Source organism: Exiguobacterium chiriqhucha RW-2 (genome assembly GCF_000416965.1).
Classification (GTDB): Bacteria; Bacillota; Bacilli; order Exiguobacteriales; family Exiguobacteriaceae; genus Exiguobacterium; species Exiguobacterium chiriqhucha.
On the sequence record NZ_ATCL01000020.1, the window covers coordinates 207,251 to 229,419 of the forward strand.

The 22,169-nt window shown below is 51.6% G+C and carries 25 protein-coding genes; 19 read left to right on the forward strand and 6 right to left on the reverse strand.

Going from position 1 to position 22,169, the window contains the following annotated elements:
- Window positions 1-20 precede the first annotated feature (20 nt).
- A complete protein-coding gene (locus tag M467_RS25155) occupies window positions 21-1,094 on the forward strand; it encodes an ABC transporter ATP-binding protein (protein WP_021066947.1) in 1,074 nt (357 codons plus the stop codon).
- Entirely contained in the window at window positions 1,094-2,044 is a 951-nt protein-coding gene (locus tag M467_RS25160; protein ID WP_021066948.1) for an ABC transporter ATP-binding protein, read from the forward strand. The genes M467_RS25155 and M467_RS25160 overlap by 1 nt, the downstream gene beginning before the upstream one ends.
- A 71-nt stretch (window positions 2,045-2,115) precedes the next feature.
- Here M467_RS25160 and M467_RS25165 read toward each other — a convergent pair whose 3' ends face one another.
- Window positions 2,116-2,649 (reverse strand): HD domain-containing protein, encoded by a 534-nt coding sequence (locus M467_RS25165; protein ID WP_021066949.1) that lies wholly within the window; start codon window positions 2,647-2,649, stop codon window positions 2,116-2,118.
- Window positions 2,650-2,869: 220 nt separating this feature from the next.
- Between M467_RS25165 and M467_RS31795 the strand changes: the two genes are divergently transcribed.
- From M467_RS31795 to M467_RS25180, 4 genes are all read left to right on the forward strand, one after another.
- Complete coding sequence (locus M467_RS31795; RefSeq protein WP_021066950.1) at window positions 2,870-3,007, forward strand: hypothetical protein; 138 nt, start codon at window positions 2,870-2,872, stop codon at window positions 3,005-3,007.
- 179 nt (window positions 3,008-3,186) lie between these two features.
- Window positions 3,187-3,585 carry a transcriptional regulator SpxA gene (gene spxA, locus M467_RS25170; RefSeq protein ID WP_015881217.1) on the forward strand — a complete coding sequence of 133 codons (399 nt, stop codon included), beginning with the start codon at window positions 3,187-3,189 and terminating at the stop codon, window positions 3,583-3,585.
- A gap of 180 nt (window positions 3,586-3,765) precedes the next feature.
- The gene (mecA, locus tag M467_RS25175) at window positions 3,766-4,419 is read left to right on the forward strand and encodes an adaptor protein MecA (protein ID WP_021066951.1); all 654 of its coding nucleotides are present in this window, start codon (window positions 3,766-3,768) and stop codon (window positions 4,417-4,419) included.
- A 66-nt stretch (window positions 4,420-4,485) separates the two neighbouring features.
- The gene (locus tag M467_RS25180) at window positions 4,486-5,718 is read left to right on the forward strand and encodes a DUF2254 domain-containing protein (RefSeq protein ID WP_021066952.1); all 1,233 of its coding nucleotides are present in this window, start codon (window positions 4,486-4,488) and stop codon (window positions 5,716-5,718) included.
- A gap of 37 nt (window positions 5,719-5,755) precedes the next feature.
- Here the strand turns inward: M467_RS25180 and M467_RS25185 are convergent, their stop codons facing one another.
- Window positions 5,756-6,478, reverse strand: coding sequence for an SDR family NAD(P)-dependent oxidoreductase (locus M467_RS25185; RefSeq protein ID WP_021066953.1), 723 nt, complete (start codon window positions 6,476-6,478; stop codon window positions 5,756-5,758).
- 81 nt (window positions 6,479-6,559) lie between these two features.
- On the opposite strand from M467_RS25185, the gene cls reads away from it, so the two are divergent.
- From cls to pepF, 3 genes are read left to right on the forward strand one after another with little or no spacing between them, the layout of a single operon-like run.
- Window positions 6,560-8,071 (forward strand): cardiolipin synthase, encoded by a 1,512-nt coding sequence (cls, locus tag M467_RS25190; RefSeq protein ID WP_021066954.1) that lies wholly within the window; start codon window positions 6,560-6,562, stop codon window positions 8,069-8,071.
- A 12-nt stretch (window positions 8,072-8,083) separates the two neighbouring features.
- Window positions 8,084-9,145 (forward strand): competence protein CoiA, encoded by a 1,062-nt coding sequence (locus M467_RS25195; RefSeq protein WP_021066955.1) that lies wholly within the window; start codon window positions 8,084-8,086, stop codon window positions 9,143-9,145.
- A 17-nt stretch (window positions 9,146-9,162) separates the two neighbouring features.
- Entirely contained in the window at window positions 9,163-10,965 is a 1,803-nt protein-coding gene (gene pepF, locus M467_RS25200; protein ID WP_021066956.1) for an oligoendopeptidase F, read from the forward strand.
- Window positions 10,966-11,186: 221 nt separating this feature from the next.
- Here pepF and M467_RS25205 read toward each other — a convergent pair whose 3' ends face one another.
- Together M467_RS25205 and M467_RS25210 are read right to left on the reverse strand one after the other, a co-directional pair.
- Window positions 11,187-11,960: a DsbA family protein gene (locus tag M467_RS25205; RefSeq protein ID WP_021066957.1), complete on the reverse strand. Its 774-nt coding sequence runs from the start codon at window positions 11,958-11,960 to the stop codon at window positions 11,187-11,189.
- A gap of 85 nt (window positions 11,961-12,045) precedes the next feature.
- Window positions 12,046-12,627, reverse strand: coding sequence for a CYTH domain-containing protein (locus M467_RS25210; RefSeq protein WP_021066958.1), 582 nt, complete (start codon window positions 12,625-12,627; stop codon window positions 12,046-12,048).
- Window positions 12,628-12,734: 107 nt separating this feature from the next.
- Between M467_RS25210 and yjbM the strand changes: the two genes are divergently transcribed.
- From yjbM to M467_RS25225, 3 genes are read left to right on the forward strand one after another with little or no spacing between them, the layout of a single operon-like run.
- On the forward strand, window positions 12,735-13,379 hold the full coding sequence (gene yjbM, locus M467_RS25215) for a GTP diphosphokinase (RefSeq protein WP_021066959.1): 645 nt from the start codon (window positions 12,735-12,737) through the stop codon (window positions 13,377-13,379).
- A gap of 11 nt (window positions 13,380-13,390) precedes the next feature.
- Window positions 13,391-14,188: an NAD kinase gene (locus tag M467_RS25220; RefSeq protein WP_021066960.1), complete on the forward strand. Its 798-nt coding sequence runs from the start codon at window positions 13,391-13,393 to the stop codon at window positions 14,186-14,188.
- A 3-nt stretch (window positions 14,189-14,191) separates the two neighbouring features.
- Window positions 14,192-15,058, forward strand: coding sequence for an RluA family pseudouridine synthase (locus tag M467_RS25225; protein ID WP_021066961.1), 867 nt, complete (start codon window positions 14,192-14,194; stop codon window positions 15,056-15,058).
- Window positions 15,059-15,098: 40 nt separating this feature from the next.
- On the opposite strand, the gene M467_RS25230 is transcribed toward M467_RS25225, so the two are convergent.
- Window positions 15,099-16,265, reverse strand: coding sequence for an FtsW/RodA/SpoVE family cell cycle protein (locus M467_RS25230; RefSeq protein WP_021066962.1), 1,167 nt, complete (start codon window positions 16,263-16,265; stop codon window positions 15,099-15,101).
- Window positions 16,266-16,415: 150 nt separating this feature from the next.
- On the opposite strand from M467_RS25230, the gene fabI reads away from it, so the two are divergent.
- Together fabI and M467_RS25240 are read left to right on the forward strand one after the other, a co-directional pair.
- Window positions 16,416-17,189, forward strand: coding sequence for an enoyl-ACP reductase FabI (fabI, locus tag M467_RS25235; protein ID WP_021066963.1), 774 nt, complete (start codon window positions 16,416-16,418; stop codon window positions 17,187-17,189).
- A gap of 85 nt (window positions 17,190-17,274) precedes the next feature.
- A complete protein-coding gene (locus tag M467_RS25240) occupies window positions 17,275-17,463 on the forward strand; it encodes a hypothetical protein (protein WP_021066964.1) in 189 nt (62 codons plus the stop codon).
- A 2-nt stretch (window positions 17,464-17,465) separates the two neighbouring features.
- Here M467_RS25240 and M467_RS25245 read toward each other — a convergent pair whose 3' ends face one another.
- Window positions 17,466-17,975 (reverse strand): YjcG family protein, encoded by a 510-nt coding sequence (locus M467_RS25245; protein ID WP_021066965.1) that lies wholly within the window; start codon window positions 17,973-17,975, stop codon window positions 17,466-17,468.
- A gap of 172 nt (window positions 17,976-18,147) precedes the next feature.
- On the opposite strand from M467_RS25245, the gene M467_RS25250 reads away from it, so the two are divergent.
- The 5 genes from M467_RS25250 (at window position 18,148) to M467_RS25270 (ending at window position 22,169) form a co-directional block, all read left to right on the forward strand.
- Window positions 18,148-18,693, forward strand: a complete 546-nt coding sequence (locus M467_RS25250) for a phosphatidylglycerophosphatase A family protein (protein ID WP_029595773.1) — start codon at window positions 18,148-18,150, stop codon at window positions 18,691-18,693.
- The gene (locus M467_RS25255; protein ID WP_021066967.1) at window positions 18,693-19,277 is read left to right on the forward strand and encodes a phosphatase PAP2 family protein; all 585 of its coding nucleotides are present in this window, start codon (window positions 18,693-18,695) and stop codon (window positions 19,275-19,277) included. The genes M467_RS25250 and M467_RS25255 overlap by 1 nt, the downstream gene beginning before the upstream one ends.
- Entirely contained in the window at window positions 19,274-19,807 is a 534-nt protein-coding gene (locus tag M467_RS25260) for a hypothetical protein (protein ID WP_021066968.1), read from the forward strand. The genes M467_RS25255 and M467_RS25260 overlap by 4 nt, the downstream gene beginning before the upstream one ends.
- Window positions 19,804-19,995 carry a hypothetical protein gene (locus M467_RS25265; protein WP_021066969.1) on the forward strand — a complete coding sequence of 64 codons (192 nt, stop codon included), beginning with the start codon at window positions 19,804-19,806 and terminating at the stop codon, window positions 19,993-19,995. The genes M467_RS25260 and M467_RS25265 overlap by 4 nt, the downstream gene beginning before the upstream one ends.
- A gap of 155 nt (window positions 19,996-20,150) precedes the next feature.
- Window positions 20,151-22,169: a BglG family transcription antiterminator gene (locus tag M467_RS25270; RefSeq protein WP_021066970.1), complete on the forward strand. Its 2,019-nt coding sequence runs from the start codon at window positions 20,151-20,153 to the stop codon at window positions 22,167-22,169.

The following is a 22,169-nucleotide window of genomic DNA, read 5'->3' on the forward strand; positions in this document are numbered from 1 at the left end:
AGAAACAGGGGGACTCGTGCATGGAAACGATTTTATCTGTCCGAGACTTAGCGGTCTCGTTCCATACGTATGCTGGAACGGTACAAGCCGTTCGCAACGTATCGTTTGATTTGAAAAAAGGCGAGACGCTCGCCATCGTTGGTGAATCGGGTTCTGGTAAATCCGTCACATCGAAAGCGATTATGCGTCTCATTCCGAACCCGCCAGGTGAAATCACGAACGGAGAAATCTTGTTCGAGGGCAAAGATTTGGCGAAGTTGTCGGAAAAAGAAATGCTTAAAATTCGTGGGCGCGATATCGCAATGATCTTCCAAGATCCGATGACATCGCTCAACCCGACGATGACGATCTACAAACAGATCGCCGAAGGATTGAAGCAACACCAAGGACTCACGGGTGAGGATGCGAAGAAGCGTACGCTTGAATTGCTCACACTCGTTGGGATTCCAAACCCTGAGGCACGCCTCAAGCAATACCCGCACCAACTTTCAGGTGGGATGCGTCAGCGGATCGTTATTGCGATCGCGCTCGCATGTAACCCAAAAGTATTGATCGCCGATGAGCCGACGACGGCCCTCGACGTAACAATTCAAGCTCAGATTTTAGAGTTATTGAAAGACATCCAGCAAAAGACGGGCACAGCGATCATTTTCATCACGCACGACCTCGGTGTCGTTGCGAACATGGCAGACCGCGTTGCTGTTATGTACGCTGGTAAAATCGTCGAGAAGGGAACGGTCGATGAGATCTTCTATGAGCCGCGTCACCCATATGCATGGGGACTACTCGGATCGATGCCGCGTCCATCCGATGACCCGAACGAGGCGCTTCCGGCCATCCCGGGTACGCCGCCGAACTTACTCAACCCACCGAAAGGCGATGCCTTCGCACCACGTAACCCGTATGCGATGAAAATCGACTTTGAAAAAGAACCACCGATGTTCCAAATTAGCGACACACACTATGCGGCGAGCTGGCTATTGCACCCACAAGCCCCACAAGTGAGCCCGCCGAAAGCAATCCGTGACCTTGCGCTCAAGTATCGTCCGGACAGCGCGTTCGCGAAATCGATTTTGAAAGGTGGTGCTGAATAATGGAACGCGAGAAATTACTCGAAGTAAAAGACCTGAAGCAGCACTTTAAAATCGGCCGAGGCCGCGTCGTCAAAGCGGTCGACGGCATCTCGTTCGATATTTATAAAGGTGAAGTGCTCGGACTCGTAGGGGAGTCTGGATGTGGGAAATCGACGACAGGTCGTACCATCATCGGACTTTACGATGCGACTGACGGGGATGTCATCTTCAAAGGTGAGAACGTTCACGGCAAGAAGAGCACCGCTGAAAAATTGAAGTTCAACCGAGCGATGCAAATGATTTTCCAAGATCCATACGCATCCCTCAACCCGCGTATGACCGTCGCTGATATCATCGCCGAAGGCATCGATATCCACGGTCTTGCCAAGACGAAAGAAGACCGGATGAACCGCGTCTATGACCTTCTCGAGACAGTCGGTCTTACGAAAGAGCACGCGAGCCGTTACCCGCACGAATTCTCGGGCGGTCAGCGTCAGCGGATCGGGATTGCCCGCGCTCTCGCAGTCGAACCGGACTTCATCATCGCTGATGAGCCGATTTCGGCTCTCGACGTATCGATTCAAGCCCAGGTCGTCAACTTGATGAAAGAATTGCAACGCGACCGTGACCTCACGTACTTGTTCATCGCCCACGACTTGTCGATGGTCAAGTATATCTCGGACCGGATCGGTGTTATGTATCAAGGTCACCTCGTCGAGCTCGCTCCTGCAGCGCGCCTGTATGAGAACCCACTCCACGCTTATACGAAGTCACTTCTCTCAGCAATCCCACTTCCGGATCCTGAGCATGAGCGGACACGTAAACGCATTGTGTATGAGTCGAAGTCACTCGGTGCCGTCGGACGTTCGGATGAGGATTCAAGTATCCCGCCACTCCGCGAAGTCGAGCCAGGCCACTTCGTCTCAATGACAGACGAAGAGTACGAAGCTTACAAAGTACAACTCGTATAATAGGAAAGTCCCGAATCCAGATGGATTCGGGACTTTTTTCGTACAAAAAAACACCGTCCATGATGACGGTGTCAGGCGTTTGAAATGCGTGGCAAATTCGAGAGCCGGTCGACAACCGCGTCAATCAAGCGGACGCGGGCCAGGGCGTCTTCGATATCCATCGTCTCATAGTGGTGCAATCCACCAGGCTGTTCGACGTACGTGTCCGCATCGTGAACGAGCTGTTGGAGCGGCGTCCGTTGAATCCGGTTGGGCGGCAAGTAGGAGTCGGTGTGAAGCAATATCATGACCGAGATCTCTTTCGCGCGGGCCGGGTCTTCGCCGAGACGAATCAACAGCTTATGGGCACGTTCGGCGCCTTTAATGGCATGGATATCGTTTTGACGATACAAATCATAATTCCATTTTCCTTCGGTGTACCATTCATAATGACCGATGTCATGGAGCAGGGCGGCTTTCGTCGCTAAATCCGTATCGAGGCCTCGTCGCGTCGCCAATTCGAGAGCGCGTTCACACACATCGACGGCGTGTTTCAAGCCAGAACGGGTCAAGTATTTCTGGGTGACCGGGTGTTGCATAATCGTCTCTAACGTAATTCTCATCATCGCTCTCCTCCTTGGTGATTTCAAAGGTTATTTCTATTAACTATACGGGAATGAGATAGGAAAAGCAAATTTGGAACGTGTGAAATGATGAAAAACTTGGAGATTGTTCAACTATTTTCATAAGAATGTGCTATAATTTAAATGTAGATTAGTGCAAGTTCAAGATTTTCAGATTCAGTAACGGTCGGTCCGGTCCTTTTGGCGTTGGGGGTGAGAGACCATGAAAGAACGTAATAAAGTTTTGCAACAGAAAAAGAAACTTCTAAAAGAAGTCCTCAAGAAGAAATTGAAAGACTTGCAAGTGAAGCCAGGCAAAGAGACGGTATCACAACCGGTTTCTCGAATGCCGGCGTCCTAGAACGGTCGATCAAGGGTCGCATTCTCGAGAATGCGTCCTCTTTTCTTACCCGAGTGAGAAAAGTTATCATTGAAGTTTCAATTGATAAGAATTATTATAATTAAGTGAACGATTTTTTGGGTATACAAATAGAGTCACTTGAAAAAGATGAACGAACATTTGATCAGGGAGGAACGAAAATGGTCACACTTTACACGTCTCCGAGCTGCACATCGTGCCGAAAAGCACGGGCTTGGCTTGAAGAGCATGATATCCCATTTACGGAACGAAATATATTTTCAGAACCACTCTCACTTAATGAGATCAAACAAATCCTACGTATGACAGAGGACGGGACGGATGAAATCATCTCGACCCGGTCTAAAGTTTTCTCTAAAATCGACGTATCGGTCGATGCGCTCTCGCTTCAACAACTATACGATTTGATTCAAGAGTATCCTGGATTGCTTCGCCGTCCAATCTTGATTGATGAAAAACGTCTTCAAGTCGGGTATAACGAAGATGAGATTCGTCGATTCTTGCCGCGCAAGGTCCGGACGTTCCAACTTCAAGAAGCGCAACGACTCGTCAACGAGTGAGGAAGCATACTGTCTAAGCAGTGTGCTTTTTATTATTCCGTTTTTCCGATAAAATAATAGTAACAACCCCATCATCAATAGATTGACACGTTAAAAAAAGGGTACTATGATAACAAGACAATTTCCCCTCTCCTCCTTAATTGTTGAAGTAGGAGTGAGGTGAGAAGGGAGTGGACAATCGTGAAAATTGAGCGCATCAATGACAATACCGTCAAATTTTTCATTACGTATGTCGATATCGAAAAACGCGGTTTCGCTCGTGATGAAATCTGGTATAACCGAGAACGTGGTGAGCAGCTGTTCTGGCAGATGATGGACGAAGCGCACGAACGAGAAGATATCTCGTTTGATGGTCCACTATGGATACAAGTACAAGCTTTTGAAAAAGGACTCGAAGTGACCGTGACGATCGCGAAAAACGTGATTGGCGCCGAAGACGATTCTGAGCTCGGATCACTCCTACGCTCGGCAATCGATGAGGCACGCGATCAACAATCGGTGCTCGACCAGTTGAGTGAACTCGATGAAGAAACCGAGCAGGAGGCGTGGGCTCCGCTCGCTATGGAAACGGATGACTTTGAGGCGATCATCTCGCTCAGCAAACGGGCGGGAGAGACGTTAAGCAACGTCGACCTCAAACTGTTCCACTACGATCAGAAGTATTACTTGTGGATCGATTTCCCGGAAGAGATGGAACCAGAGGAAGAAGAGAACGTATTGAGTCTCTTGGCCGAGTATTTGACGTTCAGCACGCAGACGTTAGCGATGCTCGAAGAATACGGTAAGCTTATCCTCGATGGGGATGTCTTCGCTAAAGTCCGTCACTATTTCTAAACCCCGATCGCCTGTTCATATGGACAGGCGATTTTTTTCTAACTAATACATAAACGAGGTGTCGTGATGTTCAAGCGTTTGCAGTTGATGTTGGCCGATAGTGCCTGGTTTGTCCCGTTTTTATATGGGGTCGGGGGGATTGCCTTGACGTTCCTGACCCAATACTTCGGAAACTTCTTTCGGGAACTGTTGCCCGAAATCGTCTATTTAGATAAGGATTCGGCAGCAACCGTGCTGTCCTCGTCCTTTACGAGTCTGATGACGATGATGACGTTTAGTTTCTCAACGATTCTCGTCGTCTTGACGACGTACTCGTCACAGTTCTCACCACGAACAATCAATAACTTTTTGACGAACTCGGCATCGAAACATACGCTCGGCTTGTTCATCATGACGACGGTGTACGGGATCACGAACTTATTTTTAATTCGGACGTCGGATGAGGATGTCGTACTCGCCTCGGGCGTCAGCGTGTTGCTCGTCGTCAGTTCCATCTGGGCGTTCGTCAAGTTCATACAAACGATAAGCGTCTCAATTCAAGCCGAACGTCTCTTGTCAGCCCTGCATCGCGAGGCGTTGTCCGTCATCGAGACGCAACAGCAAGCGGTGGAGGACGGAAAGATGCACATCGTTCCCGAACGTTCGGTCCACACGTTCGAGGGCCAGGCCATCTATGCGCCGCGCACCGGCTATATCCAATTGTTCGCAAGCGAGAAACAAGAAAGCCATGATGTCGATTTCGAGTCGGTCGTGGCCGTCGGGGATTTCGTGGCGAAAGGAGACTTGCTCGGCTATTGGCTCGGAGAAGAAGCGCTCGATGTCGACGTGTTCCAAATTGGGGAGATTCGCTCCTCGATTCAAGACCCGGCCTTCGTCATCGAGAAATTGAGTGAAATCGCGTTGAAAGGCATCTCGCCCGGGATTAACGATCCGAATACTGCGATTCACGCCATTCATTACATCGGCGACATTTTGCGAGAACTGAGCCGATTACCTGAAGGGGATTTCTTATTTTCCAATGACAAGAGCGAATGGCACGCCAAACGTAAACCGATGGAGGCGACGTTGTTCGAGGCGCTCACCCCAATCAAGACGTATGCGAGCCATGACATCTTTGTGATGGCATCCGTGTTCGAGGCGATCCGAATCGCCCGACTGGAAGCACATGCCTCACACGAAGAGACGTTCGAGGGGTTCATCGACTATTTCGAGGAGTCGCTCGATTTTGAAGAGTTGCATCCGAGAGAACGCGCGTTTCTGACGAATCAGATGATGCGTGCCCGAAAAGTACAGACGTAAAAGGGAGGGGTCACTCGAGACCCCTCCCTTTTGGTACTTATGAGAGTGTATAACCACCGTCCACCGTGATGGCTTGACCGTTAATATAGCTTGACGCTTCGCTCAATAGGAATGTGACGACCGGTGCGACTTCCTCCGGTTTGGCGGCATGTCCCCGGAAATGATGGGTCATCGCCTCTTGGAATTTGGCCTCACCGCCATACAGTTTATGACTGAGTGGCGTATCGACCGGACCGAAACAGACCGCATTGAAACGTATTTTGCCTTTCATCCGATGGGCGAACGTCTTCGTCAAGGCGATGACGGCCGCTTTCGAGGCGGCGTATGGACCGAGCATCGGAGGAAATTTGACGTGGCCGACGATTGCAGCGTTATTGACGACGCTCCCTCCCGTCGCCAACAGCGGGATGGCGCGTTGGATAAGCCGGTTCACAGCCAACACGTTCAGTTCGAATACGTCGTCAAACGCGGTCGCCGGCAACCGCTCCGGTGTCCCGGGACGACCGAACGTCGCGGCGTTGTTGAATAATCCGTTGAGGACGACCTTGTCCTCGATCAAGCGGTCCATCAATGCTTCAACTTGCTCGGATTCGGCTAAATCACATGTAAGGAAAGTGATGCGTGGTGAGGCGTCTTCTAGTGCGGCACCTCGTGTCTCGTCGCGGCCGATGCCGATGACGTCATGTCCGTCCTCAGCCAAACGAAGGGCGACGGCCCGTCCAATCCCGCTCGTCGCTCCTGTAACCAAAAATGTGCCCATATTTTGTTCGCTCCCCTCAAAAGATGGTGTTAAGTTGTATAATTATGATAATACAAGACAGAAACGAGGTCAGTTTATAATATGTTGCGACGCATACAAGTACTTTTATCCCTGATTTTGCTCGCAGGTCTCATTGCCGTATTATCGTATTACTGGAGCTCGCAAGTGATCGGGTTGTTCTCGGTGCTCGTCTTTTTGACGACGTTCAGCATCCTGCTCGTCATCCTGCTCGAGAATCGAAATCCGCAGCGGACGCTCATTTGGGCCATCGTCATGCTCGGCTTCCCGGTCGTCGGGCTGTTCGCCTATTTTGTGTTCGGACAGAACTATCGCCGGAAGCGCATGTTCAAAGAGAAGGCCATGTTGGACGAAGAGACGTACCTCGCTTATCGACAGAAGGCGATGACGTTGTCGCCGTCGCTCATGTTCTCCCATGACGATTATGAGAAGTTGCTCCATTTGACGTCGTCTCTGAATCAATTACCCGTTTCGTCAAACACGTATACGCAAGTGCTGACGAACGGACAACAGAAGTTCTCGAAGTTGTTGCCCGCTTTGAAAGGGGCGACCCGCCACATCCATCTCGAATATTATATTTTCCGGGAAGATCGTATTTCTCGGGAAATTCAACGGATTTTGATTCAGAAGGCGAAGGCCGGGGTCGAGGTGCGCTTTCTATATGACGCGGTCGGCTCGATTCATACGAACGGGACGTTCTTTGACGAGATGCGCCAAGCAGGCGTCCATGTCAAAGCGTTCTTCCCGGTCGTCCTGCCGCTCGTTTCGAGTAAGACGAACTATCGGAACCATCGGAAAATCGTCGTCATCGATGGAACAGAGGCGTTCACAGGCGGGTTGAATGTCGGAGATGAGTATTTGGGCGAGCATTCGAAGTTCGGTTTTTGGCGTGACACGCATCTATACGTCAGAGGGGAAGGGGTGTCGGAACTCCAGCTCATCTTCTTGCAGGACTGGTACTACATGACGGGTGAGCGTCTATTCACGCCGTTCTATCTCGAGCCGCTCGAGACGGTGCGAAGTGCGAGCGGCGGCGTACAGATTGTGGCGAGCGGACCGGATGAGCCGTACGAGACGATGAAATCGATTTATTTCGCGCTGATCAATGCGGCGAAGAAGTCGGTATACATCTCGTCCCCGTACTTGATTCCAGACGAGGACATCATGAGCGCGCTCAAGACCGCTTCGTTATCAGGCATCGATGTCCGTATCGTGCTTCCGAGCTATCCGGACCATAAAATCGTCTTTTATGCGAGCCGCTCATATTTTGAGGAGCTACTCAGCGCCGGGGTCAAGATTTACTTGTATGAGGAAGGGTTCATGCACTCGAAAGTCATCGTCGTCGACGATGGGTTGGCGACAATCGGAACGGCGAATATGGACTTCAGAAGTTTCCACCTCAATTTCGAGGTGAACGCGCTCTTGTATAACACGAACTCCGTCCATCAGCTCAAACAAGATTTGTATAAAGACTTTGAAGGGTCACACGAGTTGGAGATTCGGGCGTTCTCGGAACGATCCTACTTCATCAAACTCGTCGAATCATTGGCCCGAATGTTTTCACCACTATTATGAGGGGGAAGCGGAATGCGATTTGCCATCGGTCGAACTGGAGGGTATGTGGATGCCCTTACGCTCAGTCGGGGGCGGATTGAGCCGTTTGCCCCTTTTTCGTGCCCAGAATGCGGGGAACGGGTCATCGTCAGGCAAGGTGTGAAACGGCGTCTCCATTTCGCCCACGTCAATCCTTGCGGATGCGGCGAGTCGACCGGACACCATGAAGACAAATGGGGAGTGCGGCAATGGCTTCAAGGGCAAGGGTATGAAGTCGAGCAAGAAGTCGTCATCGGCGCACGTCGTGCCGATTTGGTGGCAGTACGCGACGATACTCGGCTCGTCGTCGAAATCCAGGCGTCCACGCTCTCAATCGAGTCTTACGTCGACCGGACGAGACATTATCGCGACAATGGACTTGACGTCGTCTGGCTGGCGAGCGGGCTGCAGCCCGGGGGTGTGACGACGTTCAAACCGTGGATGCGGGCCGAACTGGCGCGACGACATAGCCTGGTCGTCCCGACCGGACAGGCGTTATACCGCTTCGTCGGCTTTCCGGTCTCCATCCGAGCGGGCGTCGGGCAATGGCAGGTCGCGACCTCGTTCGATGTCTCGCCGTTCGCGGCATATTATGGCTTCGATGCCCATCGTTGGACCCAAGTCATTCGGCGGAGGCGGATGACGCCACCTTATCCGACGCCACAGTATCGCCGGCTCATCTTGAATCGATTGTATCCGCTCGGGATGTTGCCCTCGTTGTTACCGAACTACTGTTATTTGCCGTTGCCGTCACTGTGGGGGGTCCATGTCCATCCGTTCATGTTCCAGACGGTGCTCTACTTGAATCGACGGGATTGCCCCGGAGACTCCGTCAATTGGAGCATCGAGAAGACGTGCCGCCAGTTCGACGTGACCCCGACAAGCGACTTTCTGCAAGCGTTTGAAGTACAATGGAGACAGCTGTTGAACGTATTCGACGTGACGGAGGCGGTGCGCGATTGGCACGTGCCTAAGACGTTAGACACGGCGTTGCTTCACGATTTTCGATACTTTCAAGGGTTTCAGCGATTCATGGCGAAATCGTATACAAACTAAGAAAAGGAAGTGGACATATGTCAGAAGTACTTACACGACAACAAGTACCCGTCGAGGAGACGTGGAACTTAGAGACGATTTATGCAGACGATCAAGCTTGGGAACAAGATTTTGAGGCGCTAAAAGCAAGCGTACCGGCCTTGGTCGAGTTCAAAGGGAAACTCGGAGAATCGGCGGCTTCCTTATTCGCAGGTCTGCAGCTACGCGACGACATTTCGCGTCAATTGCATAAGCTGTATACATACGCCCATATGCGCTACGACGAGGATACGTCGAACAGCCATTATCAGGCACTGAACGACCGTGCCGGTTCTCTCGCCGCCCAAATCTCGGCTCAGCTCGCGTTCATGACGCCAGAGCTGCTCGCCATCGACGAAAGCCAAATCGAGGCGTTCATGAGTGAGCACGAGTCACTCAACGTCTATCGCCACGCGTTCGACGAGTTGGCACAAGAACGTCCACACGTGTTGACGGAAGCGGAAGAGGCGATTCTCGCCCAAGCCGGTGACGTCCTCGGGCAGTCGAGCTCGACGTTCGGCATGCTCAACAACGCCGACTTGAAGTTCCCGAAAGTGAAGAACGAGAAAGGCGAAGACGTCGAATTGACGCATGGCCGCTATATCACGTTCCTCGAATCAAGTGACCGCAGCGTCCGCGAAGGCGCATTCAAGACGATGTACGGGACGTACGAGCAATATTTGAACACGTTCGCCTCGACGTTGTCAGGTAGCGTGAAAAAAGACAACTTCTATGCGACGGTCCGCAAGTTCGAGAGCGCCCGCCAAGCGGCGCTTCACCATAATGCCATCCCAGAATCCGTATACGACGGGCTCGTGGAGGCGGTGAACGAACGTCTCGACTTGTTGCACCGTTATGTCGCGCTCCGGAAACGGGCACTTGGTGTGGACGAGTTGCATATGTACGACTTGTATACGCCGCTCGTCAAAGACGTGGACATGAAAATTCCGTATGCCGAAGCGAAAGACTTGATGGTCGAGGGGCTCGCGCCGCTCGGAGACGAGTACGTCCAAATCGTCAAAGACGGACTTGCTTCACGTTGGGTCGACGTTCGTGAGACACGTGGTAAGCGTAGTGGCGCCTATTCATCAGGCGCGTACGACACGCAACCGTTCATCTTGATGAACTGGCAGGACAACGTCAACAACTTGTTCACGCTCGCCCATGAGTTCGGCCATTCGGTCCATAGCCATTATACGCGTGCGACGCAGCCGTATCCGTACGGGGACTACTCGATTTTCGTGGCTGAAGTGGCTTCGACGACGAACGAGGCGCTCTTGAACGATTATTTGTTGAAGACGCGCACGGACCGCCAGGAGCGGCTCTATCTGTTGAACAATCAGCTCGAAACGTTCCGGGGCACACTGTTCCGTCAGACGATGTTCGCCGAGTTCGAGCACATGATTCATAAAGCGGCCCAAGAAGGCGTCTCGCTCACACCTGAGTATTTGAATGAGACGTATCTCGAGCTCAACAAGCGATACTTCGGAGACGAACTCGTTATCGATGGTGAGATTGCGTTTGAATGGGCCCGTATCCCGCACTTCTATTACAATTACTACGTCTATCAGTACGCGACAGGGATCTCAGCATCGGCCGCGTTGTCGCAACAGATCATGGAAGAAGGCGAACCAGCTGTCCGTCGTTACATCGACAAGTTCTTGAAGGCCGGTTCGAGCGACTATCCGATTGAAGTATTGAAGGCGGCCGGCGTCGATATGACGACGAAAGCGCCGGTGCTCGCAGCACTCGATCAGTTCGAGGCCGTCCTCGACGAAATGGAGACGTTATTATTTCAATAAGAAGTATGGCGTGAACATTATGTGACAATATGAACAAAGTGCTTGTCACACGGCGCCCGTCTCGGTATATTATAAGTGTGAAATCAATCACAAACCCCTTTATTGACCGTAAACTTTCTCCCAACCTGTGATCTGTATAGATACTCGGGTCGTGATGTTTTCCGTCCCCGCGGAGAACATCGCAAAAAACCCACGGCTCCCCGGCCGTGGGTTTTGTTGTGTCATTTATTCGTCGCCCAAGCTTGTCCGCTGCAACCTGGGACAGGTCGGCACCGTTGCTGGAGTGACAGTTTTTTCAGTTCTCTCTCGATGACCGGCTTCTCGAGCTCCAAGATGAAGGCGAGCTCGGTGATGGTCGAGGCATCGTAGCGCCCCAATACTTTCTCGACGTTCCACTCGGACTCCCGGGTTGGGACGTAACCGAGCAGTTCGGCCATGACGGCCTGATAGACGTCATACGGGTACAATCCTTCGATTTTGAGTGCTTCGTCACGCGTGACGAACGTCAAAGCAGGAAGTGACTCAATTTCCCAATCTTTTAAGATCTCATGGTCAACAGCTAGAGCGCTGAGCAGTTGATTGGATTGGATATCGGCCGCCAACTCCTCGATGTCGAGCCCGTAATCGACGAACGAGCGGGCAATTTCCCACAAGTCGCTGTCGCTAGAGCCATCCTTCAAAAAGATATCGTTTATATGCAGATGGCGTAAGAAGCGCATCGCATGACGTTTCCCTTGTAACTCCATAGCCTTAATCATCGTGAGAAGGCGAACCTCTTCTTGACATCCGCCAACACAACTAGGAACCGTCGAAACCATACGGAAACGAATCAAATGCCCGTATTCAAGTTCGAGCTTTTTAATGAGCGTCATCACATGAAGTCCATCTGGATCAGAAATGTCCATGAAATAGAATAACTCTAATGGTTTATAGGTTGCTTGGATAGGAGATTCTTCCAGTGAACAGGATGACTCATTACATTGTTCTAGTTCCATTGTGTCGCCTCCTCTCGTAAACAAAAATCAAATATATCGTATGCTCATTGTAGCAACGAAAAAAAAAGGTTGGCAACGTATCTGCTCAACCTTGATTTCGACGCACCTTTTCTTCCATGAATCGAACGATTTTATTTTTAGCGGGACGAAGGGGAATGACATGCTCGCGAAGGAGCTGTTCGAAAGCGATTTTCCCTCTCGCCTCGTCGGTCACTTCAAATTCTATTTCGTAGTCGTGAATCTCCAAATAATGACTTTCATCAAGGACGAGTAGGCCGTCCGGTGTCGCGATTTCGGCCCGTTTCGTCTCGAGACGGCCGAGGTGTTCGAGCGGTCCAGACAAGTTGAATGGAGCGAGCGCGGCCGTCATTTGATCATCGTGGATGATGCCGTATTTGAACAAGTTCTCGGCTTCTTCTTCGTTGATGGCGGCGTGCGTCTCGAGCAAGCCGACTTCATGCGGCTGCTTCAGTGTCAGCACTTGGCCGTTCTTTTTCTCACGGATGCGAAGGGCGGCACCATGGTTCTTCAGTTCGAACGTCGGCGTGTCAAAGTAGTCGTTGGCTTGCCATTTCACTTCGTCTGTCAAATCGTAGGCGGCGAGCAACATTTCGTACTCGTCTTTTGTCAACATCGATTTAAATTCAATTTCCACTTCTTGGGTCATAAATCATCGCTCCATTCTATGAACAATTGTTGGTTTATGATACCATACAATCGGATACATACGGAAAAAGCAGGGCTTTCCGATACGAACGAAAGTGGTGACAGCATATGCAATCCATGGATTGGGATCAATATTTAGTGCCGTATCAAATCGCGGTCGATGAACTGAAAGTGAAATTCAAGGCGATTCGAAAGCAATATAAATCTCAAAATGACCATTCTCCCATCGAGTTTGTCACCGGAAGAGTGAAACCGGTCGGCAGCATCCTCGAGAAGGCGAAGCGAAAGCAGATTCCTTATGATAAATTGTCGACGGAGATGCAAGATATCGCCGGACTCCGCATCATGTGCCAATTCGTGGACGATATCGTCCACGTCCTCGAACTGCTCCATCATCGGACCGACTTTAAGATCGTCGAGGAACGTAACTATATCACGAACCAAAAGGAATCGGGCTATCGCTCGTACCATTTGATTCTCGAGTACCCGGTGCAAACGATTCATGGCGAGTTCCCGACACTCGTCGAGGTCCAAGTACGGACGCTCGCGATGAACTTCTGGGCAACAATCGAGCATTCGCTTAACTATAAATACGACGGGGATATGCCGCTCGAAGTTCAAGAACGTCTGCGGCGAGCGGCCGAGGCGGCGTTCTTGCTGGATGCAGAGATGAGCCAGCTTCGCGTCGAGATTCAAGATGCACAGCAAGTGTTCCGGGATAAAGAAATGAACGTCCAGACGGACCAAGACTAGGGGGCCACGGCATGCAGTTTGCGATTGTAGCACGGGGAGACGCGCGGTCGGCTGACATCGCGCAAGAGTTGACGAATAAATTGACCGAAGCGGGGCATTCGGTTTCGAAAGAGCCACGCATTGTCGTCTCAGTCGGAGGCGACGGGACGATGCTGCAGGCGTTCCACGAGTATATCGACCGGCTCGATCAGACGTTGCTCGTCGGCATCCACACAGGCCATCTCGGATTTTACGCCGACTGGCAACCGGATGAACTCGATGAGTTGACGGAGATGATTACAAGCGAGTCGTTCGAACCGGTGTCATACCCGCTCGTCGAGGTACTCATCGATTACGAGGATGGGACGACCGATCGACAGCTCGCCATGAACGAATGTACGATTAAAAACTATAAGCGCACACTCGTCTGTGACTTATCGATTCGCGATGATTACTTCGAGACGTTCCGGGGCGACGGGTTGTGCATCTCGACGCCGTCCGGGTCGACGGCCTATAACAAAGCGCTCGGCGGGGCCATCGTCCATCCGTCCATCGAGGCAATTCAAGTGACGGAGATGGCGTCGATTAACAACTTGGTGTACCGCACGATCGGGTCACCGCTATTATTGCCGAAACATCATCAAGTGAAGATTGCTCCGCACACGAAAACCGAGTTTGAACTCGCGTTCGATCATCAAGAAGCGTTGTCGTGGTCGAACGTGCGCTCCATCCGCTGTGCGGTCGCGAAAGAAAAAGTGACGTTTGCCCGGTTCCGGCCGTTCCCATTTTGGCGACGGGTCCGCGAATCGTTCATTGAAGAAGGGAAGTAACCGATGTACGGATTTACATTGCGTCGCGTCGCGGAGACAACCGTCCCGTTGCGCGACTTTTTAATGACAGACTGTGGCATCTCACGAAAGATGTTGACCCAAATCAAACAAGGTGGCCTCATCCTCGTCGATGGCAAGCCTCGCACCGTCCGCTATGACATCCGAGCAGGGGAGGCAGTGACCGTCCACTTCCCGGTCGAACAGCCCGCAGAGACGATGGTCCGTTCCAAGCGGCCGCTCACGATCCTATTTGAGGATGACTATTTGCTCGCGGTCGACAAACCGGCAGGCATTGCGACAATCCCGTCCCGGCTCCATCCGGATGATACACTCGCCAACGCCGTGCTCGGCTATTATGAACAGATTGGATTGCAGTCGGCGATTCACGTCATCAACCGGCTCGACCGTGACACAAGCGGGGTCGTCCTGTTCGCAAAATATGCATACGTGCATCATCGCTTTAGCGAGTTGCAACAGACTGGCGGATTGTCGCGGACGTATCTCGCGTTAGTCGAAGGGCCGCTTGAACCACAGACGATCGATGCCCCAATCGGCCGCGCCCCCGATTCGATTATGGAGCGAATCGTGACAGCGGACGGACAGCATGCTGTCACACATATTCTCGAAGCGGAGGCGCATGGCGCATATACGGCACTATCGATTGCCCTTGAGACCGGTCGGACGCATCAAATCCGGGTCCATCTGCGCCATATCGGCCATCCGTTGCTCGGGGATACGATGTACGGTGGCAAGACTGTTCTCGACCGTCATGCGCTCCATAGCGCTTCGGCGGCGTTTCATCATCCATTGACCGGCGAGGAGCTGTTCATCCAAGCCCCTGACCCGGCTGATTTCCAATTCATCCTGTAACAACAATAGTCCCGCACTCGGATGAGTGCGGGACTATTGTTTAGTCGTCGTCGAACATATACGTTTTTGATTTAGAGGCGACGTTCATGACGAGCCCGATGGCGATCATGTTCATGATGATCCCGGTCCCACCATAACTGATGAACGGTAACGTCAGACCGGTGATCGGGAGGACGCCGATCGTCATCCCGATGTTTTGGAAAATTTGGAACGTGAACATGGCGATGACGGCCGTGACGATGTAGCTTCCGAACGGACTGCTCGCTTCGAGGGCGATATGAATCATTCGGTACAAGAACAAGAAGAAAACGATAATCACGATCGCTGCCCCGATAAAGCCATAATGCTCGGCGATGACGGCGAAGATGAAGTCGGTTTGCGACTCAGGAAGATAGACGAGCCCTTGTCCATAGCCGGCCCCGAACATTTGGCCAGACCCAATCGCTTGAAGCGATTTGATTAACTGGAACGCCAGGTCATCGGAATACTCATACGGGTAAATCCAAGCTTGGAATCGATTCAAGGCGTGGCCTGGCACGAAACTTTGTAACAACTCGAAATGCGAGAAGAACAAATACATGAAGCCACCGATCGTTAAGGCAGCGGCGCTGAACAATCCGAGCAACCACTTCCACCCGATACCAGACACGATGATAATCGCTCCGAGCATCGTAATCAACACGAGCCCTGTGCCTAAGTCTGGTTGCGTCACAATCAGCGCGAGAGGCGGAATGGCGAGAAGCACCAATTTCATTAATAGCCATGTGTCCTGTTGGGACGAACCGTAGCGTTTATTATGGTCATAGACGATCGTCGCCATGGAAATAAGTAAGAACAACTTCATGAATTCGGCTGGCTGGAAACTGAAGCCCGGTACGTTATACCAGCCGTACGCCCCGTTGATGTTCGGAACGAGAGTCGTATCGCGGAGCGGAATCAAACCGGCTAGTAGCAATAACCCGAAGCCATACAAATACCAGTGTATTTTTCGCAATTGTTCATATTCGATGGTCATGATGGCGAACATGGCGAAGAACCCAATGATGTAGCGGATTCCTTGGTCAAATGCGAAATTAATATGTTGCAATCGCGTCGGCAACATCGGTTGGGCCGTATAGATGGCACCTAAACTGATGATCATCAAGAAAAAGACGATTGTCAAAAGTGTTGTGTCTAAACTTTTAAAATAAGATTGAATGCGGTTCATGATGAAGTCGTCTCACCCTTTCTCTACGTATTTTATCTTACCGTAAGTTAAAAAAATCGCAATACGTTACGCGCTAGTTGACAAAACAGACACCATTCTGTAATCTGATAACAGATATTATCACCAGGTACTAAAAAAGGGGAGTTTACGATGTCAATCTATCCAACGTTAACGAATAAGACGTATGTCGTCATGGGAATCGCCAATAAACGCTCGATCGCTTGGGGAATCGCGAAGACGCTCGACGCAGCAGGCGCGAAGCTCGTGCTCACATATGCGGGCGAACGCTTCAAGTCAGGACTCGAGTCGCTTGCAGCCGACTTGAACGGAGAAGCCTTGCTGTTAGAGTGTGACGTCACGAACGACGAAGCCATCGACACGACGTTCCGGGCGATTCATGAACAAGCAGGCCCGATTCAAGGGATTGCGCACTCGATCGCATTCGCAGACAAAGAAGCACTCCGCGGTGAATTCTCAGAGATGACACGCGGCCAGTTCGCGCAAGCGCTCGATATTTCGGCATACAGCTTGACGGCTGTCGTCAAAGCGGCCAAACCGTACTTCGCAGAAGATGCATCGGTCATCACGCTCACATATCTCGGTGGCGAACGCGTCGTCCCGAACTATAACTTGATGGGTGTCGCCAAGGCGGCGCTCGACTCGAGCGTCAAATATTTGGCAAACGAGTACGGCCCACACGGCGTCCGCGTCAATGCGATCTCGGCTGGCCCGATTCGGACGTTGTCGGCTAAAGGAGTCGGCGACTTTAACAGCATCTTGTCTGAACTCGAGCAAAAAGCGCCATTGCGCCGCAACGTCTCGGTAGAAGAAGTGGCCTCGACCGGCCTGTTCCTCTTGTCGAGCATGGGCAGCGGCGTGACAGGTGAAGTCATCCACGTCGATAGCGGTTATCACATTTTATAAAGATGGGGAAGGGCGTAGCGATACGCTCTTTTTTTGTATTATCGTTGAAGAATTTCGGGTAAGGACTTGTGAAGGAGGTTGGATCATGGGTCCTTATCAGATTGATTTCACAGTCGTCCAATATGGAAATCGCCAAGTTCAACCAACAGAACGGGCGAATATCGAGCCGGTCACACGCATTCAACGTGTCCAACGAATCCGGCCCCGTCAAGAAGAATGGTTAGAAGCCGAACAACAAAACAGCCCCGGTCGTTTCGTCGACCGGAGCGTGTAATCTTATCCGCGGAACCGGAACGTCTCATAGACGTTCCATGTTTCGTTTTCGAGCTCATACATGACGGCCATGCGATTGATCGTCTCCTCGAAATGCACTTGTTCCATTCGCATCCGTTCGAGCACGTCGAACAGTTCGGCATCGGTCAAGTCTTGACCGATGGTGATATGCGGCAGAAACTCGTATTTCGGAGGCTGCTTGAGCAGACCGTCGTGCAGTTTGTCGTGAAGCGCCGACAGTTCGCGCGTCGGCAATACTTTTAAGTAGAGGACGTTGTTCGTCGGTGCGAACGAGCGGACCCCGTCGATTTTCAATTGAACCGGTTTGGTCGAGTCTGCGACTTGCTGGAGATACTCGAGCACTTTCGGCAAATCGGCCTCGTCGATTTCAGTGCGTTCCTTGATCGTCACGTGAGGTGAGATCAACGCATACTTCGTGTCGTATCGCTTTCGATACGAGTTGGCGAAGTCTTGAACTTGTTTTGATGGAAATAAGACTACCCCAATCTTCATTCCAGTTCCCCCTTTATAAAGTGGTCTACTTTTTTATGATGACCGATTTATTGAATGAAGTCAAAGCGGGCTTAGTCTTTTTTTCGAGTTTTCAGTATAATAGACATTGAGTACTTCGAGAAGCTCTTCTCGAGATGAAAGGATGTGTAGCGGGAATGTTCCCGCATCTATGATGAAACATGTACCACACTCACGCGATGTACGCGACGCGGCACGGGCTCGCTTGATTGAACGGGGCGTATCGATCGAATCGATCGCCGAAATCGTCTATCAAATGCAAGCACCGTATTCGCCACACTTGTCATTGAAAGACTGCATGGACTCGGTCGAGGCCGTGTTAGATAAACGTGAGCTCCAACACGCGATTCTCGTCGGGTCGGAACTCGACATGCTCGCCGAGCGCGGGCAATTGTCGGAGCCGCTCTTGTCGATCGTGGCGTCGGATGAAGGGTTGTTCGGTGTCGATGAGACGATTGCGATCGGGGCCGTCAACACATATGGTTCGATTGCCGTGACGACGTTCGGATACTTAGATAAAGCGAAAATCGGGATCATCAAACAGCTCGACACGAAAATGGACGACGGCCAAGTCCATACGTTCATGGATGACCTCGTCGGTGCCATCGCGGCGAACGCCTCAGGTCGGTTGGCGCACCGTCTGCGTGACATGACCGACTTCGGCGAAGACGAGATGCGGGAACGGAAAGGGTTGTATTGATGACTTCTCGCTCACAAGAGCTGGCGATCACCGGGACGATTGGATTCGTTCTCTTCTCGGTGGTCGTCGTTTTAGGTTGGGTCGTACCGGTCGACCGCTTCGTCACGGCTTCGCTTGAACCGCTCGCTGGACCATTGTTCGTTTATGTGACCGAGCTCGGCAGTGTGAAAGTGTTGATTGGTCTATCCTTTATTGGCATGCTCTATTTCTTATGGCGAGGGAACCGCTTTGAGGCGTTCCGTTTGCCGATTGTCGTCATTGCCACGCTTCTCGTGACACAAGTGTTGAAGCTCGTGTTCGGGGTTGACCGACCGTCAATCGATGCCGCGCTCGACGCGACGACTTATAGCTTCCCGAGCGGTCATGCCTCTGGATCACTCGCCTTGTACGGTATGCTGGCGATCTTGATGTACCGCCGCAATGAAAACTTGATCGGGTTCGGCTTGCTTGTCGCGATGGTGTTGGCCGTCTCGTTCAGCCGGGTCATCTTGAACGTCCACTATTTCAGTGACGTCATCGGCGGGTGGCTCGTCGCGCTCGTCATCGTGGCAGGGTCAGAAGTAATAAGGAGGAAACGAAATTGATTTTAGTCTCACAAGTCGAAACATGGTTGTTCATGGACCAAACTCGAGCGGACGCGGCCGACGCCCCGACGATTTTGGTCGAAAAAGATGCGTCCGGGGCCAAGTCATTCACGGCGATGCGAACGTTGTTCCAACTCAAGAAGTGGACGGGACAACGCCGCTTCGTGCCGCTCTTATCGTGCGATGAGACGGCGTATCGAGCCTATGAAGTGTTTCATGTCGACGCGGTCCCGCCGTTCGCCATCCTCGACTCGGGCCGAGTCTTATTAAAGGACAACGAAGTGGATGCGGCCTATGCGGTTGCCCTCGACGATGCTGCGCCAAAAACGTACGGTGAACGGCTCGCGTTTGTAGCCGATTATGTGGAGCGGGCACTCGGTGAAACGGTCTTGCTCGCCATCGATGAGCCGGTCGCGTCGCATCCTCAGGTGCCGGAAGATGTGTTCGTTCCGGAAAATGTGATGCAGACGAGTGAACGATTGTTCGCCTGGGCAAACCGACAACAAACGGAGAGGGATGAAGTGAAATGAACGAGTGGGAACCAAAAATTCAAGAACTTCTCGACGGGACGGTCGACGAATTCATCGTCCCGAAAGACGATTTTTTGACGGTCCGTTCGCTCTTGGTCGACAAGGGCTGGCTGTTTGAAGTCGTCGGTGAAGCGAAGCACGGCGGCGTGACGATTTATCGCCGGAACGAATCGGGATCGGCCGTGTGACTCGATCATATAGAGGTGAGGTGAAGGACTAGTCATCCTTCGCCTTTTTTGCGTAGAGACAGAAGTTTGGGAAGTCTGTCCCGAAAACCCTGTCGTAAACGCTTACATAATCGGAAAGAAACTGTCTTATACTAAAGGTGTAGGAGGCCACTACCATGCTACTGAATGAAAAGAGTAAACGAATATTGAGTGTCATCATGCACGAACAGAACGTGACGGTCGAATCACTCGAGTTGATGCTACCGTATTCACGTCGCACTCTCGAGTATGAGCTCGATCGTATTCAAGAATGGTTGAGCGACTGTGGATTATCGCCGCTCGAACTAGAGGGAACGTCCATAAGGTTGCACGTCACACGTGAGTTGACGGAACGATTTGAACAGGCGGGAGTGATTTGGTCGGAGGAAGAGCGGGAGCTACTCATCGTCTTGTTTACGTTGGTGAACCGGGAGTTCTTATCCGCCTTTCATTTTCAACAGCTGCTCGATGTCTCGAAATTCACGGTACAGGAAAGTTTGAATGCGGTGAAGCGAAGCGCTGCCCATTTTGGTCTCGATTTCGCCTACACCCGGAAAATCGGTTATCACTTTAACGGGCATCCTCAAACCGTCACCTTATATTTGTTTCGAACCATCGAACGGCTCGTGATCCGCTCGACGAAGGGACGTCTCATTAGCGCAGTACTTGACGACTGGGAAGATGAGTATCATCAACTTCTGAGCCAGATTGAATCGTATGAGACGACACGGCAGTTTCAATTGGTCGAGAGCCATCGTGAAAAACTCGCCTACTTCCTCTTGTTCGGAAGTCGAGTCGAACTGTTGGCATCAATCGATGAAGAAGACGTCGTCATGGCGGAGAATACGGACGAAGTGCTTCGAGCCCACTTCAGTCAAGTGCCGCACCTTTGGGTGACGCTCGACTTGTTGATGAAGAGCGGCCCGAAAATCGAGGAAGACATGGATGAATCGACGCAATACGAATTGTCGAGCGTCATGATGGAAGTGATTGAGCGTTTCGAACTGCTCAGTTGCACGTATATCATCGAACGAGAAGCGCTTTGTGAGAAACTCGTGCTCCACTCGAAAGCGACGATGCAACGCGTCTACACAGGGCTTGAGGCACCGGAAGAACTGGAACGCTATGTGATGAAAGAACACCAAGTGCTGAACGTGCTCGTCGAACGTTCGCTCGAACCGTTCCGAAACCGTCTTGGCAAAGACGTGCCGGCGACAGAAGTGATGTATTATACGCTCCATTTCGCGGCTCATTTGCATCAACAAGGTCAGCATCTCGATGAGCAGCTGAAAGCGATTGTGGTCTGTCCGAGCGGCATTAGCGTCTCGCACATGCTCGACCACATTTTGAAGAATCAATTCCCGGAGATTATCTTCTTGCCGCCGATCTCACAGCGGGACGTCGCGCAATATGCCCAACTCGTTGATTTGATGTTCACGACCGTCCCGTTGCCACGCGACATTCATGCACTGACGAACGTGACGCTCGTCCCGGCCTTGCCGACGCGACTGGAACAAATTCAGTTGAAACGGCAAGTCGAGCAACGGTTCTTAAAACGGGGCGACCGTGTCGCGATTCAACTCGAAGACGTGCTACAAATCGTCAAACAACATGCGACCGTCACCAATGAACGGCAACTGCGCCAAGACTTACGTACGTTACTTTACGCTGACACGACTCAAACTGTACACCAGGGGGGACAGCCGGTGCTAAATGAACTGATCACGCAAGAAAATATCCAAGTATTCGATCACATCGACGATTGGCGAACGGCCATCCGTCTCGCGTCCAAGCCGCTCGAAGCGAACGAATCGATTATGACGAGTTATATCGACACAATGATTGCCAACGTAGAAGAACATGGACCTTACATTGTGCTCATGCCGGACGTGGCCATCCCACACGCCCGCCCCGAGGATGGGGTGCATCAACTCGGGATGAGTGTGCTGAAGGTAGAAGAACCTGTCGTCTTCCCGGACGATAAGCCGGTCCGACTCTTCTTCGTGCTCGCAGCCATCGACCAGACGACACATTTGAAGGCACTCGCACAACTGACAGAACTTCTCAGCAACGAGGAAGATTTGACGAAATTGTTGTCGGCTCAGACGAGTGACGACATGTTACCGGTCATCAACAAGTATTCAGAGGAGGAATAA

What these genes read in the sequence shown, in the direction of transcription:
- M467_RS25245 (WP_021066965.1), bottom strand. Translation starts at nt 17,975, where the DNA reads ATGAAGATTGGGGTAGTCTTATTTCCATCAAAACAAGTTCAAGACTTC.
- M467_RS25270 (WP_021066970.1), top strand. Translation starts at nt 20,151, where the DNA reads ATGCTACTGAATGAAAAGAGTAAACGAATATTGAGTGTCATCATGCAC.
- M467_RS25195 (WP_021066955.1), top strand. Translation starts at nt 8,084, where the DNA reads ATGCGATTTGCCATCGGTCGAACTGGAGGGTATGTGGATGCCCTTACG.
- M467_RS25165 (WP_021066949.1), bottom strand. Translation starts at nt 2,649, where the DNA reads ATGATGAGAATTACGTTAGAGACGATTATGCAACACCCGGTCACCCAG.
- M467_RS25255 (WP_021066967.1), top strand. Translation starts at nt 18,693, where the DNA reads ATGACTTCTCGCTCACAAGAGCTGGCGATCACCGGGACGATTGGATTC.
- M467_RS25225 (WP_021066961.1), top strand. Translation starts at nt 14,192, where the DNA reads ATGTACGGATTTACATTGCGTCGCGTCGCGGAGACAACCGTCCCGTTG.
- M467_RS25250 (WP_029595773.1), top strand. Translation starts at nt 18,148, where the DNA reads ATGAAACATGTACCACACTCACGCGATGTACGCGACGCGGCACGGGCT.
- M467_RS25265 (WP_021066969.1), top strand. Translation starts at nt 19,804, where the DNA reads ATGAACGAGTGGGAACCAAAAATTCAAGAACTTCTCGACGGGACGGTC.
- M467_RS25210 (WP_021066958.1), bottom strand. Translation starts at nt 12,627, where the DNA reads ATGACCCAAGAAGTGGAAATTGAATTTAAATCGATGTTGACAAAAGAC.
- fabI (WP_021066963.1), top strand. Translation starts at nt 16,416, where the DNA reads ATGTCAATCTATCCAACGTTAACGAATAAGACGTATGTCGTCATGGGA.
- M467_RS25160 (WP_021066948.1), top strand. Translation starts at nt 1,094, where the DNA reads ATGGAACGCGAGAAATTACTCGAAGTAAAAGACCTGAAGCAGCACTTT.
- M467_RS25240 (WP_021066964.1), top strand. Translation starts at nt 17,275, where the DNA reads ATGGGTCCTTATCAGATTGATTTCACAGTCGTCCAATATGGAAATCGC.
- yjbM (WP_021066959.1), top strand. Translation starts at nt 12,735, where the DNA reads ATGCAATCCATGGATTGGGATCAATATTTAGTGCCGTATCAAATCGCG.
- pepF (WP_021066956.1), top strand. Translation starts at nt 9,163, where the DNA reads ATGTCAGAAGTACTTACACGACAACAAGTACCCGTCGAGGAGACGTGG.
- spxA (WP_015881217.1), top strand. Translation starts at nt 3,187, where the DNA reads ATGGTCACACTTTACACGTCTCCGAGCTGCACATCGTGCCGAAAAGCA.
- cls (WP_021066954.1), top strand. Translation starts at nt 6,560, where the DNA reads ATGTTGCGACGCATACAAGTACTTTTATCCCTGATTTTGCTCGCAGGT.
- M467_RS25155 (WP_021066947.1), top strand. Translation starts at nt 21, where the DNA reads ATGGAAACGATTTTATCTGTCCGAGACTTAGCGGTCTCGTTCCATACG.
- M467_RS25185 (WP_021066953.1), bottom strand. Translation starts at nt 6,478, where the DNA reads ATGGGCACATTTTTGGTTACAGGAGCGACGAGCGGGATTGGACGGGCC.
- M467_RS25220 (WP_021066960.1), top strand. Translation starts at nt 13,391, where the DNA reads ATGCAGTTTGCGATTGTAGCACGGGGAGACGCGCGGTCGGCTGACATC.
- M467_RS25205 (WP_021066957.1), bottom strand. Translation starts at nt 11,960, where the DNA reads ATGGAACTAGAACAATGTAATGAGTCATCCTGTTCACTGGAAGAATCT.
- M467_RS31795 (WP_021066950.1), top strand. Translation starts at nt 2,870, where the DNA reads ATGAAAGAACGTAATAAAGTTTTGCAACAGAAAAAGAAACTTCTAAAA.
- M467_RS25230 (WP_021066962.1), bottom strand. Translation starts at nt 16,265, where the DNA reads ATGAACCGCATTCAATCTTATTTTAAAAGTTTAGACACAACACTTTTG.
- M467_RS25180 (WP_021066952.1), top strand. Translation starts at nt 4,486, where the DNA reads ATGTTCAAGCGTTTGCAGTTGATGTTGGCCGATAGTGCCTGGTTTGTC.